General features: G+C 65.3%; 16 protein-coding genes, 1 tRNA gene and 1 pseudogene. 10 read left to right on the top strand and 8 right to left on the bottom strand.

What is annotated here, in order from left to right; all coding sequences use genetic code 11:
• Positions 1-30: 30 nt before the first annotated feature.
• The gene (locus tag ACM43_RS37395; protein ID WP_271547112.1) at positions 31-675 is read left to right on the top strand and encodes a hydrolase; all 645 of its coding nucleotides are present in this window, start codon (positions 31-33) and stop codon (positions 673-675) included.
• 113 nt (positions 676-788) lie between these two features.
• On the opposite strand, the gene ACM43_RS37390 is transcribed toward ACM43_RS37395, so the two are convergent.
• Positions 789-1,286 carry a peptide deformylase gene (locus ACM43_RS37390; protein WP_128262050.1) on the bottom strand — a complete coding sequence of 166 codons (498 nt, stop codon included), beginning with the start codon at positions 1,284-1,286 and terminating at the stop codon, positions 789-791.
• 79 nt (positions 1,287-1,365) lie between these two features.
• Here ACM43_RS37390 and ACM43_RS37385 point away from each other — a divergent pair, with 79 nt between their 5' ends.
• Complete coding sequence (locus ACM43_RS37385; protein WP_271547111.1) at positions 1,366-1,950, top strand: TetR/AcrR family transcriptional regulator; 585 nt, start codon at positions 1,366-1,368, stop codon at positions 1,948-1,950.
• A 77-nt stretch (positions 1,951-2,027) separates the two neighbouring features.
• Complete coding sequence (locus tag ACM43_RS37380) at positions 2,028-2,606, top strand: DUF308 domain-containing protein (protein ID WP_271547110.1); 579 nt, start codon at positions 2,028-2,030, stop codon at positions 2,604-2,606.
• A gap of 13 nt (positions 2,607-2,619) precedes the next feature.
• Here ACM43_RS37380 and ACM43_RS37375 read toward each other — a convergent pair whose 3' ends face one another.
• A complete protein-coding gene (locus ACM43_RS37375) occupies positions 2,620-3,075 on the bottom strand; it encodes a cupin domain-containing protein (protein WP_271547109.1) in 456 nt (151 codons plus the stop codon).
• 370 nt (positions 3,076-3,445) lie between these two features.
• Here ACM43_RS37375 and ACM43_RS37370 point away from each other — a divergent pair, with 370 nt between their 5' ends.
• Positions 3,446-4,660, top strand: a complete 1,215-nt coding sequence (locus tag ACM43_RS37370; RefSeq protein WP_271547108.1) for an MFS transporter — start codon at positions 3,446-3,448, stop codon at positions 4,658-4,660.
• Positions 4,661-4,681: 21 nt separating this feature from the next.
• Here the strand turns inward: ACM43_RS37370 and ACM43_RS37365 are convergent, their stop codons facing one another.
• On the bottom strand, positions 4,682-5,068 hold the full coding sequence (locus tag ACM43_RS37365) for an ester cyclase (protein WP_271547107.1): 387 nt from the start codon (positions 5,066-5,068) through the stop codon (positions 4,682-4,684).
• A gap of 54 nt (positions 5,069-5,122) precedes the next feature.
• Positions 5,123-5,995 (bottom strand): bifunctional helix-turn-helix transcriptional regulator/GNAT family N-acetyltransferase, encoded by an 873-nt coding sequence (locus ACM43_RS37360; protein WP_271547106.1) that lies wholly within the window; start codon positions 5,993-5,995, stop codon positions 5,123-5,125.
• Between the two features lie 162 nt (positions 5,996-6,157).
• On the opposite strand from ACM43_RS37360, the gene ACM43_RS37355 reads away from it, so the two are divergent.
• The 6 genes from ACM43_RS37355 (at position 6,158) to ACM43_RS37330 (ending at position 11,147) form a co-directional block, all read left to right on the top strand.
• Positions 6,158-7,810 carry an acetolactate synthase large subunit gene (locus tag ACM43_RS37355; RefSeq protein ID WP_271547105.1) on the top strand — a complete coding sequence of 551 codons (1,653 nt, stop codon included), beginning with the start codon at positions 6,158-6,160 and terminating at the stop codon, positions 7,808-7,810.
• Positions 7,811-8,025: 215 nt separating this feature from the next.
• Positions 8,026-8,373 carry a Lin0512 family protein gene (locus ACM43_RS37350; protein WP_128262042.1) on the top strand — a complete coding sequence of 116 codons (348 nt, stop codon included), beginning with the start codon at positions 8,026-8,028 and terminating at the stop codon, positions 8,371-8,373.
• Positions 8,374-8,377: 4 nt separating this feature from the next.
• Positions 8,378-9,070: a GNAT family N-acetyltransferase gene (locus tag ACM43_RS37345; RefSeq protein WP_271547104.1), complete on the top strand. Its 693-nt coding sequence runs from the start codon at positions 8,378-8,380 to the stop codon at positions 9,068-9,070.
• 69 nt (positions 9,071-9,139) lie between these two features.
• Positions 9,140-10,324, top strand: a complete 1,185-nt coding sequence (locus ACM43_RS37340; RefSeq protein WP_271547103.1) for a serine hydrolase domain-containing protein — start codon at positions 9,140-9,142, stop codon at positions 10,322-10,324.
• 95 nt (positions 10,325-10,419) lie between these two features.
• Positions 10,420-10,629, top strand: coding sequence for a YgaP family membrane protein (locus ACM43_RS37335; RefSeq protein ID WP_197958279.1), 210 nt, complete (start codon positions 10,420-10,422; stop codon positions 10,627-10,629).
• Positions 10,626-11,147 (top strand): RNA polymerase sigma factor, encoded by a 522-nt coding sequence (locus ACM43_RS37330; RefSeq protein ID WP_271547102.1) that lies wholly within the window; start codon positions 10,626-10,628, stop codon positions 11,145-11,147. Before ACM43_RS37335 ends, ACM43_RS37330 begins: the two co-directional genes overlap by 4 nt.
• A gap of 74 nt (positions 11,148-11,221) precedes the next feature.
• Here ACM43_RS37330 and ACM43_RS37325 read toward each other — a convergent pair whose 3' ends face one another.
• From ACM43_RS37325 to ACM43_RS37310, 4 genes and pseudogenes are all read right to left on the bottom strand, one after another.
• Positions 11,222-11,659 carry an RtcB family protein gene (locus ACM43_RS37325; RefSeq protein WP_271547101.1) on the bottom strand — a complete coding sequence of 146 codons (438 nt, stop codon included), beginning with the start codon at positions 11,657-11,659 and terminating at the stop codon, positions 11,222-11,224.
• A 119-nt stretch (positions 11,660-11,778) separates the two neighbouring features.
• A pseudogene (locus ACM43_RS37320) lies at positions 11,779-12,291 on the bottom strand (RtcB family protein); the annotation flags it as partial.
• Between the two features lie 380 nt (positions 12,292-12,671).
• Entirely contained in the window at positions 12,672-13,997 is a 1,326-nt protein-coding gene (locus ACM43_RS37315) for a TROVE domain-containing protein (protein ID WP_271547100.1), read from the bottom strand.
• 90 nt (positions 13,998-14,087) lie between these two features.
• Positions 14,088-14,236: transfer RNA gene (locus ACM43_RS37310), tRNA-OTHER, on the bottom strand.
• Positions 14,237-14,575: the final 339 nt, after the last annotated feature.

Genomic DNA, 14,575 nt, shown 5'->3' with positions numbered 1-14,575 from the left:
CCGCTCACGACGGCAGTAAAGGATGCAAAGATGACTTTTCGTAACGGCCTTGCTTCGCTTCTCCGCCCCGAAGATTCAGTGCTCGTCTTGATTGACCACCAGCCTTACCAGCTTGCGAACGTGAACAGCCATGAACCACAGATGGTGATCAACAATACGGCAGGTCTGGCCAAGGCCGCAAAAGCCTTCCGCGTCCCCACGATCCTGACCACGTTGATCGCTGAACGGGGTGGTCTGCTTTTCCCTCAGATCACGGAGGTTTTCCCCGGCCAGGAGGTGATCGACCGGACCTTCATCAACACCTGGGAAGATCGAAAGGTGGTGGACGCGGTCAAGGCCACGGGCCGCAAGCAGCTCATCATCGCTGGCCTGTGGACCGAGATCTGCGTCGCCATGCCGGCGATCCAGGCGCGCGGCGAAGGCTGGGATGTAACGGTGGTCACCGACGCGTCTGGCGCCGTTTCGGTGGAGGCCCATCAGGTGGCAATCCAGCGCATGATCGCGGCGGGCGTGAATATGATGACTTGGCTGGCGGTCGCTGCCGAATGGCAGCGCGACTGGGCTCGGATCGATCAAGCTGTCGCGCTCACGAAGGTGATCACGGAACATGCCGGCGGGAGCGGCATCGCGTATCTATGGGAGCAGCAATTGCTCAACACGCCTGTGCCCCGGTGAGCGGGATGATCTGAGCGGGTGAGGAGCCAGCGGCTGCGCGAAGCGTGGACCGCTGGCGCAGTTCGCCCGCCCGGCCTCCGCGCTGGCGCATAGCGAATTCACTTAGCCGGTCGTCAGGGTCTCTGCATCTTCTCGAACTTCTTGACCAGCCGTTCCCGTTTCAGCCGCGACAGCCGCTGGATCCAGAATAGGCCGTCGAGCTGGTCGATCTCATGCTGGTGACAGACGGCGCGCAAGCCTTCCGACTCCTCGGTGTGCACGTTGCCATCGAGGTCCTGATAGCTGATGTGCACGCGCGCGTGTCGCTGCACCTCGTCATTGACACCCGGCATCGAGACGCTGCCTTCGCGATGCATGATCATCTCGGGAGAAGCCCATGTGATGTCCGGATTGACGTAGGTCTGCGGGCCGTCCTTGGCGTCGAGCTCGAGCACCACGACGCGCAAGGGCACACCGATATGCGGCGCCGTGATGCCGATGCCGGGCGCGGCGCGCATCGTGTCGAGCAGATCCTGCGCGAGCTGGCGTAAGCCATCGTCGAACGCGGTGACGGGGCGGGCAGGGCTCGCGAGCCGGCGGTCGGGGTAGCGGACGATCGGCCGAATGGTCATGCAGGCTCCTACCACTCACTCACGGATCATTGAAGCATTCCCGCTTGACCACCTACCTACTGGAAGGTAGCTTAGCGTCATGAGCAACGCTTCCTCGACCGCCGACGACATTCTTGCCTGTGCGCGCTCGCTGATCATCGCCGGCGGCTACAACGGCTTCAGTTACGCCGACATCGCCGATGTCGTCGGCATCCGCAAGCCGAGCATCCACCATCACTTTGCCAGCAAGGTCGACCTGGTCCGCACCCTCGTGGCGCGCTATCGCGAGGAGGCCCAGGCGGGACTGGCGGTGCTCGAGCGCAATGTCGCCGATCCCGCCGAGCAGCTGAAAAGCTATGTCGCGTATTGGGAGACGTGCATCAAGGATGCGACGGCTCCGTTCTGCGTCTGCGCGCTCCTTGCCAGCGAGCTTCCCATCCTGCCCGAGGAAGTCGCGCTCGAAGTCCGCGCCCACTTCCGCTCCGTGTCGTCGTGGCTGGCTTCGGTGATGGAGCGCGGCAAGCGGCAAGGCCGGCTCCATCTCTCCGGCACGGCGCGGGCCGAGGCGGAGGGATTCATGGCGACCGTTCACGGCGCGATGCTGTCGGCGCGCGCTTATGGCGATCCAAAAATCTTCGGCACCATCACCCGGCCGCTGCTGGAGCGGCTTTCCACCAGGCACTGACGAGGCCTGTCCAAGCCCGGCAGGGCGGCGCTTCGGCGTAGCACGTAAACTACCAACTAGTAGGTAAGGAGCAGACAATGAGAAGCAACGAGATGGTTTTGAACTCGGCCGACCAGGCGCAATGGCTCAAACAGTACTACTTCGTGCGTGCCGCATTGTCCACCGCGTGGGTCATTGCGGCCTTCGCGATTGCGCCGTCGTCGGCGGCGATCGCAGCGACGTTGCTCGTCGCCTATCCGGCCTGGGACGCCGCCGCCAACTATCTCGACGCGCTCAGGAGTGGCGGCTTGAACCAGAACCCCACGCAAGGCCTGAACGTGCTTGTCAGCCTCGCGACCACCATCGCGGTCATCGTGGCCTTGCAGGTCAGCATGAACTGGGTGCTCGGAATCTTCGGAGCCTGGGCGATCCTGTCCGGATTGCTTCAGCTCGGCACGGCCGTGCGGCGCTGGAAGCGTTTCGGCGCGCAATGGGCCATGGTGCTCAGCGGTGGCCAGTCGGCCCTGGCGGGCGGCTTCTTCGTCTTCCAAGCCACAATGCCCGCGGTGCCGTCGATTGCGAATGTCGCGGGCTATGCCGCGGTCGGCGCGATCTACTTCCTGGTCTCGGCGGTCTGGCTCACGGTTGGCAGCTGGCGCCGTAGTGCGGCGCTCTGAGACGCTATGTCACTTACGGATAAGGTGTGCCGTCCTTGTGCAGGAAGCGGCCGTCCGCTGCCGGGCTCATCATGTCGATGTCGGAGCAGGTGATGAGGTCGGCTGGCGAGCGTGAGCCGATCTCGAGATAGACCGCCGTTGCGCTCGACCTGTTGATCATGTGATGGCCGTTGCCGCTGGCCTTGGGGAAGGCGGCGCAATCGCCGGCGCGCAGCACGGTTTCGCCGCCATCCTCGATCAGCGTCACCTCGCCTTCGAGAATGTAGACGAACTCGTCCTCGTGCGAATGCCAGTGCCGCTGGCTCGACCAGCCGCCCGGCGGCAGGCGCATCAGGTTGACGCCGAAATCCGACAGGCCTCCGGCGTCGCCAAGCCGCTTGCGAACGCGCTCGGCGCAAGGCGCGCTGAAGGGCGCCGGATAGCCGGAGCCCTTACGGGCCGGCACGGTGGCGACGTCGATCTTTGGCATGTGGGACTCCCTGCAATCAACCAACAGACCGTGAAGCACAGCCGCGCGGCCTGATCGCGGCGGCGCGAGGCATCGTCACGATGAACATCGGACCAGATCAATATCTGTGGGATGCTGTCATTCTGCGGCTGTTTTGCCCGACGTGTCAAACCGATCTGTGATGATGTCGCACGAGGACAGGGGAGCCGCTGAGCTGGTCGTTCCTGGTAGGTAAGTCATTGATCCCGCTAGCGCCGGCTACTGTGCATGGGGTTGTTTTTCGAGTTCTGCTGGCAGGTCACGAAAGCGTGCGGCAAAAACGACGTCGGTCTGTCGGCCGGCGCAGTTCCCATTCGTCTTCCACGCGAGACAGACCTGACGGGAGACTGAAATGACTTCGTCCAACTATCGCTGGGTGATCGTCGCCGCCGGCGGCCTGCTCGGCTGCGTCGCGATCGGCGGCATGTTTTCGCTGCCGGTGTTCCTGCAGCCGATCACCAAGGACACCGGCTGGTCGGTGACCGGCATCTCCAGCGCGATGACGATCGGCTTTCTGGCGATGGCCTTCACCAGCATGGCCTGGGGCACGCTGACGGACCGGTTCGGGCCGCTGCCGGTGGTGCTGACGGGATCGGTCGTGCTGACGCTCAGCCTGTTTGCGGCGAGCCACGCCACGTCGCTTCTCGTGTTCCAGATCGTGTTCGGCCTCCTGGTCGGCGCCGCCTGCGCTGCGATCTTTGCGCCGATGATGGCGACCGTCACCGGCTGGTTCGACACCAATCGCGGCCTCGCCGTGTCGCTGGTCTCGGCCGGCATGGGCATGGCGCCGATGACGATGTCGCCGCTGGCGGCCTGGCTCGTCTCCGGCCACGACTGGCGCACCTCGATGCAGATCATCGCGCTCGTGGTCGGCGCCATCATGATCCCGGTCTCGTTCCTGGTGCGCCGTCCGCCGGCGCTCGCGCAAGGCCCGGCCGCACCGGCAGGCGCTGCCGAGAGCGAGATGTCGATGGGCGAGGCACTGCGCTCGCCGCAATTCCTGATCCTGCTCGCCACCAACTTCTTTTGCTGCGCGACGCATTCCGGCCCGATCATCCACACCGTCAGCTATGCCGTGAGCTGCGGCATCCCGCTTGTCGCGGCGGTGACGATCTACAGCATCGAGGGATTTGCCGGCCTCGGCGGGCGCATCGCCTTCGGCCTGATGGGCGACCGCTTCGGCGCCAAGCGCGTGCTGGTCTCGGGCCTGCTGCTGCAGGCCTTCGGCGCGCTCGCCTATGTCTTCGCGCAACAGCTCACGACGTTCTATGCGGTCGGCGCCATCTTCGGCTTCATCTATGCCGGCACCATGCCGCTCTACGCCGTTCTGATCCGCGAGAACTTCCCGCTCAAGATGATGGGCACGGTGATCGGCGGCACGGCGATGGCCGGCAGCTTCGGCATGGCGACCGGCCCGCTCGCCGGCGGCCTGATCTACGACGCCTTCTCCAGCTATGCCTGGCTCTACATTGCCTCCTGGGCGATGGGCTTAGGGGCCTTCCTGATGGCGATGACGTTCCGCCCCTTCCCAAAGCCGCAAGGCGAGGTGGCGCCGGCGGCGGCGTGAATTCGAGATCGAGGCGCGGCGTCACAGCTGCGCCTCGATCGCGGCCTTGTCGATCACCGACCAGACCTGCCGGATCTTGCCGTCGTGAAATTCGTAGAAGGCGTTTTCGCAGAAGGACACGCGCCGCCCGTTGACGGCAAGACCGAGGAATGCCCCGACCGGCGTGCAGTCAAACTTCAATCGGGCGGCGATGCGGGGAGGATCGCAGATCAGCATCTCGATCTGGAACTGCAGATCGGGGATCTCCCGAACATCCCGTTCCAGCATCGCGCGATAGCCGTCGAGCCCGAGCGGCCGCGCGTTGTGGGCGGCATCATCATGCACGAATTGTCCGAGCGCCGGCCAATCCCGCCGATTCAGGCAAGCGATGTAGGCGCGGTAGATGTCGGCGAGGTCGTCTCTCATCATATCGAAGCTCCCACGGCCTCGACCAACGCGCGAGGACCGCGAACCGGTCCAGCGTCAGAGGCGCTTTTCGAAGAAGAGGTCCGGATAGGGATCGTCGTTGAAGCGCGGGATCTCGCGCCAGCCCGTGCTGCGATAGAGCCGGCCGGCTTCGGGCAGTGCGCTGTTGGTGTCGAGCCGCAGCAGCGCGATTCCGAACTCGCGCGCGGCGCTCTCGGCCGCATCCATCAGGCGGCGGCCGAGCCGCAACCCGCGCGCGGCGGGCGCGACCCACAGCCGCTTGATCTCGGCGTAGCCGTGATCGGTGCCCTTCAAGCCGACGCAGCCGATCGGCAGCGTATCCGACATCGCAACGAGGAATGTGCCGCGCGGCCGGCGCATGTCATTGGCGTCGGGGTCGCGTGACAGCGAGACGTCAAAGCCCTGGCTGAAGCGGCGGCCGAGCTCGGCATAGTACTCGCCGAGGCAGTAGCGCGCTTGCTCGCAGCGCGGATCCATCTCGTCCAGCGCGACGCGCTCGCGCGTCAGCGCGGAGGCGATCAGGTCCATCGCCGCCAGCAACGCATCGCGTTGCGAATGTTGCGCGAGGAGGCCTTCGGCCTGCGCGTTGGACAGTGCCTCGTAGGCTGTGAACTCGCGCCGGCCCGCCCGCGTCAGCTTTGCCATACGCCGCCGCGCATCGTCCTCGTGCGCGATGGTCTCGATCAGCCCTTCGTCCTCGAGGCTGCGGAGCAGCCGGCTCATCAGCCCGGAATCGAGACCGAGATAGTCGCGGATCTCCGCCACGTCCGATCGCCCGTGCCCGATCGCATTGAGCACGCGCGCGGCACTCAGCGGCCGGCCGCGCCCGAGAAACGACGTATCGAGTGCTCCGACGGCAGAGGTGACGGCGCGGTTGAAGCGGCGGACGCGGGCGGCGGGATCGAGCATGATATCTGACTTTAGTCAGGTATCGCGGCTTGTCAATCGAGCGAGAGCTGATCGAGTTGCAGTTGCGCGCCTCTTTGTGAGTTGTTCTCGTGTCGCGAGCCGTTACCATGCGGCCGCTCGGGGAGTCTGAATTCACAACGAGCGGAGGCGACATTGGGCGGGATGGAACGCAAAGCGAAGGGATCGGACCTTTTCGTCGCGGCGTTGGAGAATGAGGGTGTCGACCGCATCTTCGGCATTCCCGGCGAAGAGAATCTCGATCTTGTCGAATCGCTGCGTGCTTCGAGAATCGAGCTGATCCTGACCCGCCACGAGCAGGCCGCGGCCTTCATGGCCGCAACCCACGGGCGGCTGACCGGCAAGCCCGGCGTTTGTCTGTCGACGCTCGGCCCGGGTGCTCTCAACCTGTCGACGGGCGCCGCCTATGCGCATCTCGGTGCCATGCCGATGATCCTGATCACCGGCCAGAAGCCGATCATGAGCAGCCGGCAGGCCCGCTTCCAGATCGTGGACGTGGTCGCGACCATGAAGCCGCTGACCAAGCTGTCGCGGCAGATCGTCAGCGCCTCCAGCATTCCAACCGTGGTGCGCGACGCCTTTCGCGTCGCGATGGAGGAGCGGCCCGGGCCGGTGCATCTCGAACTGCCCGAAGACGTTGCCGGCGACGAAGTGCCTGATGTCCCGGTGATCCCCGTTCACCCGATCGAAATCCCGATTGCTCATCGCGCCGCGCTCGACCGCGCCGCCGAGATGATCATGGCCGCAAGGCGCCCGCTGGTGATGATGGGCGCTGCGACCAGCCGGCCGCGGTCGACACACGGCATCGCAAGCTTCGTGCGGCGGACCGGCATTCCGTTCTTCACGACGCAGATGGGCAAGGGCACCGTGCCTGGCGGCACCAATCTCTACATGGGCACTGCCGCCTTGTCCGAGCGCGACTATGTGCACGATGCCATTGACGCGGCCGACCTGATCGTCGCAATCGGCCACGACCCGATCGAGAAACCGCCATTCATCATGGGCCCTTCGGGGCCGAAGGTGATTCACGTCAGCTACACGCCGGCGAGCGTCGAGCAGGTCTACTTTCCGGACGCCGAGGTCGTCGGCGACGTCGGCCCGAGTCTGGAGCTGCTGGCGGATCGGCTCGAAGGCAAGCTGCCGCAAGCGGCGGCGCTGCTGCCGTTGCGGGAGGAAATCCTTGCTCACATCGCCGATCGCGCCACCGAGGCGCGCTGGCCGCCGACGCCGCAGCGTATCGTGCACGACATCCGCCAGGTGATGCCGGAGAACGGCATCGTCGCGCTCGACAACGGCATGTACAAGATCTGGTTCGCGCGCAACTATCGCACCCGCGTCGCCAACACGCTGCTGCTCGACAATGCGCTGGCGACCATGGGCGCCGGCCTGCCGTCGGCGATGATGGCCGCGATGCTCTATTCTGACCGCCGTGTGCTTGCGGTTGCCGGCGACGGCGGCTTCATGATGAACAGCCAGGAGATGGAGACGGCGGTCCGCCTCAAGCTCAACCTGGTCGTGCTGGTGCTGGAGGACAACGCCTACGGCATGATCCGCTGGAAGCAGGCAGTCGACCGCTTTGCCGATTACGGCATGACTTTTGGCAATCCGGATTTTGCGCTGTACGCCAGGGCTTATGGCGCCAAAGGTCACCGCATCGAAAGCATCGACAGCTTCGGCCCGACGCTCGATGCCGCCTTCAGGGAGGGCGGCGTGCATCTGGTCTCGATCCCGATCGATTATTCGGAGAATGTGCGCGTGCTCGTCGACGAGTTGCGGTCGCATAAGGCGAAGGCGTGATTTGACGATGCAAACTGTTTCCACATTCGTCATTGCGAGCGGCAGCGAAGCAATCCAGAATCTTTCCGCGGTGGCAGTCTGGATTGCTTCGCTGCGCTCGCAATGACGGAGACTGTGGCGGAGACCCTCCGTTGATCTGACAACTCCACTTGTCTCGCGCAGCCCGATCGCCGACACTCGCAACCACCCGATCCAACCACCACAGGACCTTGAAAATGACCCGCATTCGTTGCGTCACCGAGATGGGCATGGGCGTCGACGTCCACGGCAGGGACGCCACCAAGGCGGCCAAACGCGCGGTCTCCGATGCCATCAGGCATTCCAGCCTCGGCTTCTTCCGGATGATCGGCAAGACCGCGAACGACATGTTCGTGGATGTCACGATCGGCGTGCCGAATCCAGAAGCCGTCGACAAGGAAGCCGTCGCCAAGGAACTGCCTTACGGCACCGTGACCGTCACTGCGGTCAAGGGCGGGCTGGAGATCCCCTCGGCCACGGAAGTGGCCAACGATCCCATCCTGATCGCCAATGCGGCCGTGATCGTCAGCTTCGACAAGGATTAGGCCGATGTCCGCGAGTGATGAAGCGCTGCTGGATCGCCCGATCTGGAGCGCGTTGACGACGAGCCAGAAGCATCTCGCCGAGGGCGGCCCGCGGGCTCTGCGCTATCCCGTGGACATGGCGCCATTTGCCGATCTGGCGGACATGTCCGCAACGAGTTTTGCGGCGCTCGGCGATCTCATGTCGGGCTCGCAAGTTGCGGTGCTGTTCACGCCCGAGCCGGTCGAAATTCCCGCCGGCTTCAAGGTGCTGCTCGCCGAGCCCGGCGAGCAGATGATCGGCTCGCCCGCCGACGCCTCGCTGCACGATGCCGAGATTGCCCGCCTCGGCGCGACTGACGTTCCCGCCATGATGGCGCTGACCGAGCTGACCAAGCCTGGGCCCTTCGCGGCGCGGACGCACGAGCTCGGCACCTTCCTCGGCATCCGTGCCCGCGGCGAGCTGGTCGCCATGGCCGGCGAGCGGATGAAGCCCGGCAATTTCACCGAGATGACGGCGGTCTGCGTGCATCCCGATCATCGCGGTCGCGGATACGCACAGGCGCTGCTTGCCGCCATCGCGCGGCAGATCGAGGCGCGCGGCGAAATTCCCTTCCTGCACGTGTTCGCGAGCAATACGTCTGCCATCGCGCTGTACCAGCGGCAGGGCATGCGGATACGGCGCCGCCTGCAGGTCACTGTGCTGATGAAGCAGGGATGAGCTGCACCGTGGGCTTCATATCCTGAGAAATCGCGCTATATCGATCTCAACCACAATTGGGGGGAGCACATGGACGCCAGGACGCCTGATTTTTCCGCCGTACGGACGGCGATGCAGCGCTACGTCGATCAGGAGATCATTCCCGGCGTATCCTGGGCGGTGCTGCGCGGCCGCGAGGTGGTCGATCAGCAATGCGTCGGCTTTGCCGACCGCGAGGCCAACACTGCGTTGCGGCCAAACCACATCTTCCGCGCGTTCTCCAACACCAAGATCTTCGTCACCTGCGCGATCATGCTGCTGGTCGAGCAAGGCCGCATCGGCCTCGATGACGCAGTCGAAAAATTCCTGCCGCAGCTCGGCAATCGCAAGGTGCTGAAGCAGGGCGCTTCGAGCCTTGCCGATGTCGAGCCGGCGAAGAGTCCGATCACGATCCGTCAGCTCCTGACCCACACCTCCGGCCTCAGCTACGGCATCTTCGATCCCGGCACGGTGCTGTTCAAGGGTTACAACGAGGCGCGCGTGCTCAATCCGCTGACGCCGCTCAGCGATATGATCGACAAGCTCGCCGACCTGCCGCTGTCCTATCACCCCGGCACGGCCTGGGAATATTCCGTGGCGACCGACGTGCTCGGCCGTGTGGTCGAGGTCGTCTCGGGCCAGCCGCTCGACGCCTTCCTGAAGGCGCGCATCTTCGATTCCCTCGGGATGACCGATACCGGCTTTTATGTCCCCGAGACACAGCAGGGCAGGCTGGTCGCGCTCTACAACGGCGCCGACGTGCTCGACCCCATGAAGCCCGGCCTCACGCGGGCCGACCATCTGCCTTACCCGCAAGCCTATCGGCGGCCGCTGCCGCGGCTCTCGGGCGGCGGCGGTCTGGTCTCGACCTTGCCGGACATGCTCGCACTGTTGCGTGCGCTGCTGCCCGGGTCGGATGCGCTGCTGAAGCCGGAGACGCTGCGGCAGATGATGACGAACCAGCTGCCCGCAGGCCAGACCATCCGATTCGCCAATCTCGGGCCGATTCCCGGCAAGGGCTTTGGTCTCGGCGGCGCCGTCACCTTCGCGCCGACACCGCTCGATCCGCCGAACTCGACCGGCGAATTCCAATGGGGCGGCCTGGCCGGCACCCATTGGTGGATTTGCCCCGAGGCCAATACGGCGGGCGTGCTGATGGCCCAGCGCTATATGGGCTTCTGGAATCCGTTCTTCTTCGAGTTCAAGCGCCTGGCCTATCAGGCGGTCGGAGCCTGATCGCAAAAAAATCTTCCGTCAGCGCGAATCCTTCTTGGCCGTCGCGTCCTCTTGTTGGTCGAGGCAATCGGTCTCGGCCCATATCGGAGGATGTGATGGGATTCTATCGAAAGAACATCGGCGGACTGCATCAGGCGGTGCGGGTCGTCCTGGGGATTGCGGTGGCGGCTGCGGCGTTCGTTTATCTTGCCGGCGCGACGGCATGGCTGGTCGCGCTCGGTGGCGCCGGTTTCGCACTGACCGGTCTTGTCGGTTATTGCCCGATGTGCGCGATGGCAGGCATCGGCAAGGGAGGGATGTCGTGAGCGCGGCGGCGATCTCGCCAAATCTTTTCGAGGCCGCGCGGCTCGGCGATGCCGAGGCGATTGCGCGTCTGCTCGAGACGACGCAGCCGGACATCCGTCGCTATGCGCGCGCGACCTGCCGCAGCTCGGCGGACGCCGAGGATGCGACGCAGGAGGCGCTGTGGATCCTGTTCCGCCACGTCGGCACCATTCGTTCGCTGCTGGCATTGTCGGCCTGGCTGTTCAGCGTGGTCCGGCGCGAATGCCTGCGGCTCGCGCGCCGGACCGGCCTTGTGCCGGTGGTCGATGGCGCCGAGGCGGAGGCCGCACTGCTGTTGCGCCCCGAGGCCGATCTGCGGCTCGACGTCGCCGCGGCCTTCGAGGCTCTGCCGCCGCACTATCGCGATGTCGCGCTGATGCGCGACGTCAAGGAAATGACGATCGACGAGATTGCCGCCACGCTCGGCGCGAGCAGGCAGACCGTGAAGGCGCGGCTGCATCGCGCCCGCGCCTTGATGCGCGAATATCTGACGAGATGAGAGACGACCGGATTCAAAGGAAAAAAATGGAGTGACGTGGGCGGGAGACGTCGCCTCCCGCCCACGGCTTCGCTTTAGTCCTTCCAAGGATCGAACTCGCCTTCGCCGGCCATGGCGACGGCGAACGGCCGTAGCGTGTGCAGCACGCGCACGGTGCCGGCATGCTGCGCCAGCACGTCCGGCAGGCGGCGATAGGCCATCGGGCTCTCGTCGAGGTCAGCACCGATCAAGGTGACGCCGCGCTCGTTCAGCCAGCGGTCCATCTCCTCGCGCGAGAAGCGCCGCTTCGCCTCGCGTCGTCCGAACAGGCGGCCGGCGCCGTGTACGGTCGAGTAGAGCGAGGCCTTGGCTTCCGGGCTGTCGACGCCTTCGAGGATGACGGCGTCGTCGCCCATAGAGCCGCCGACGAACCCCTTCTGGCCGGGAAACGCCGGCGTCGCGCCCTTGCGCACCACCCACAAATCCTTGCCGTCGTGGGTCTCACGCCAGGCATAATTGTGGTGGTTGTGCACGCTCTCGGTGACGCTGCCGCCGATGATCTGGCGGACGCGCTCGACGACCCACTCGCGGCTGCATAGGCATAACGCCCGGCGAGCTGCATCGCCGCGATGTAGCGGCGGCCGAGCTCGCTGTCCTCGTCGACCACGGCGGGCGGGACGTTCATGCCGTCCTTGCCGCCGGCGGCCTTGAGGTAGCGCGTCGCGGAGGTGTGTCCGAGGCCGCGGCTTCCGAAGTGGACGCCGATCCAGACGAAGCCTTCCTCGTCGCGCATGAGGTCGACATAGTGGTTGCCCGATCCGACCGTGCCGAGCTGCTTCACCGCCTTCTGGCGGTAGTCCTCCATGTCGCTCTCGCGCCAGGCGTCGCCGTCGTCGAACAGGTCGTGCTCGGCCCGTTCCGCGTTGGCACGGCCGACGCCGAACGAGATCACCTTGGCGACGTCGCGGATGATCGTGGGAGCGATCCCCGCGATGTCGTCGAAGCGCGTGTCGAGCCGAGCCGCCATGTTGCCGCAGCCGATGTCGAAGCCGACGCCGGAGATGCTGATCTGCTTCTCATAGGCGATGACCCCGCCGACCGGCTGGGCGTAGCCGAGATGGCCGTCGGCGCAGATCACGCCGGAGACGACGTTGCCGATCGCCATGCAATTGCGCATCTGCGCAATCGTCGCCTCCTCATGCGGGCCGAACACCTTCAGCGGCGCATTCTGGAAGCGGGCGTCCTGCGTTCGGAACGCGGCAATCGAGCTCGCGGTGGCATTAGCTTCGCGGGCAAGATGCTCCTTGCGCGCTGCGTCCTTGTACAAGCACCAGGCCGGCTGGCCGCGTCCTTCGCCGACGCGCGAGTCGGGATCGACACCGGCGGCGAGGCAGAGCTCGCGGGCGCGTTCCATGTAGGGATCGGGTCGTCGCATGGTCCGAGATCCTTGTCATTCCGCGCGCACCATAACGGGGCGGGCGGATCATTTCAGAAATTTCGCTGACCCCGGGCGCATCTCGCGTCCGGGGCCGTTGTCGTTGCGCATCAGTTCAACGCCGTCTCCGACGCCGCGATCCACGCGACCACGGCCTCGGAGAAGCCGTTGACGCGGGTCCAGGCGCCATGACCGACACCGTGCTGATACGAGGCCACGTTGACGATCGTGCCGCGCGCCTTGGGCTCGGGCACCTGGTCGTGGCTCTGCTCGTCGGTGAAGACGATGAGGCGATCGCCCTTGCGGTCGATCTCCGTCACCGCCTTGCCGAGATAGGTTCCGCCATGCGGCTGCGAGTTGATGATCGCATCCCGCAGCGCGAAACCGCGGCGGGGAGGGACCTTCACGACCTCGTTGGAGAAGGTGAAGATCTCGACCTCGTCGCAGATCTCGCGCGCCAGGATGGCAAGGCCACAAGCCGCCTCAGCGCGCGTCATTTCCGACTGCGCGGAGAGCGTTGCGAACATCGAGCCCGACACGTCGATCAGGAGCCGGGTCCGGTCCGGGAGCCGCACATGGTCCTTGACCGACTTGAGCATCGCAGCCTCGAGCTCAGGCTCGAAGTCCGGCGCATAGCGCGCCGCCGTGATGAAGCGATAGGGAAGGATACGATCCGTCCGCATCGCCTCGATCGCGCCTGCGATGGTCTCGCGCGGGACCTGCGCGTTCTGCATCAGGCGCAGATTGCGCAGTAGCGCCAGGCCGCCGAGCTTTCGCTCGGCGATCAGCCGCTCGAAGGTCTCGCGCTTGTTCTTGCCGGCCGAGAGCGAAACCTCCCAGGTGTCGGGGGAGGCGAGCTCGCCATCGACGAGCTGCTTCCACACCTTCGCCTGATCGGCGTCTTTCGGCTTGGCGTGCACCAGGAACAGAACGTCCCTGATCCGCACCGCGCCGTCGCGGTCCCACTTGGCGAGCTGATAGGCGTCGAACTTGGTCAGCGCGCGGGCAAGACCCTTCTTCACCTGCGCCGAGACCGGCTGGCGCTTGCGCTGCTGCATCGGCCCCAGCGCATCCGCCCAGTAGATCGCGAGCAGCTCCGTCATCTCGTCGGGACGCTGGATCACCTGGGCGAGCGTGTCGGCAACGAGGGTGCGGTGCTTCTCGCTGCGCGCCATCTCGCGGATGACGAGCAGCGGTGCGTGCCGCAGCTTCATCACCTCGCGGGCCTCGATTGCGAGCTGCGCGACGCGCTCCGGCGCGACCTCGGGCACGAGGGCCTTGATGCGGTCGGCAATCGCAACGCCGTCCTCGTAGAACTGGTCCTCCCACAGGAGGCAGTTCATCAGCGCGCGCTTCAGCTCCATCTCCGGGGTGAAGCGCACAGCGCGCGCACCCTCCCGCGTGAGGGCGCGAACGATCTTGTTGAGCCTGACCATGATGGCCTCCTCTTGGGTTGATGGGCGAATGAAAAGGGGTGCCGGGGAACAGGCGAGGCTGTTCGTGCTCTACCCACTGAGCTACGGACTTTCGTCCGGGAGGATTTGAACCTCCGACACCGAAGTAACAGCGCTCTTCACCACCGGCGGTGGCTAAGGGACACGATCCGGGAACGGGCGATTGCTGTACCCGACGAGCCGAAGCTCGCCGGAAAGCGCTCTATCCTCTGAGCTACCGGTGCATGGGACACCGGGCGGGATTCGAACCCGCGACCTCTCGCGTTGCAGGCGAAGTAACAGAAATCTTCACCACGGATCGTGATGGGGTTGGCGGGGAACGGGCGATGCTGTTGCTGCCCTTGCGGGCGGTCGTTTTACTGACGAAGTAACAGACATGTTCACCACCGCCTGACCGATGCTCTCGCATCGGCCTTTGATGGGTACGCTGGGGAACGGGCGATATCGGCTTTCAGTGACGACAACACAGTCTCCCGCCCTCCACGGACGGATCCTGCGCCGGGCCGCGTGCGTACCTTTTCCGAGGCCGCATCCCGGTGCGTGTGTCAAAGGCGGGAGGC

Source organism: Bradyrhizobium sp. CCBAU 45321 (assembly GCF_028128975.1).
Lineage (GTDB): Bacteria > Pseudomonadota > Alphaproteobacteria > Rhizobiales > Xanthobacteraceae > Bradyrhizobium > Bradyrhizobium yuanmingense.
This window is presented reverse-complemented; position numbering and strand designations above follow the sequence as displayed.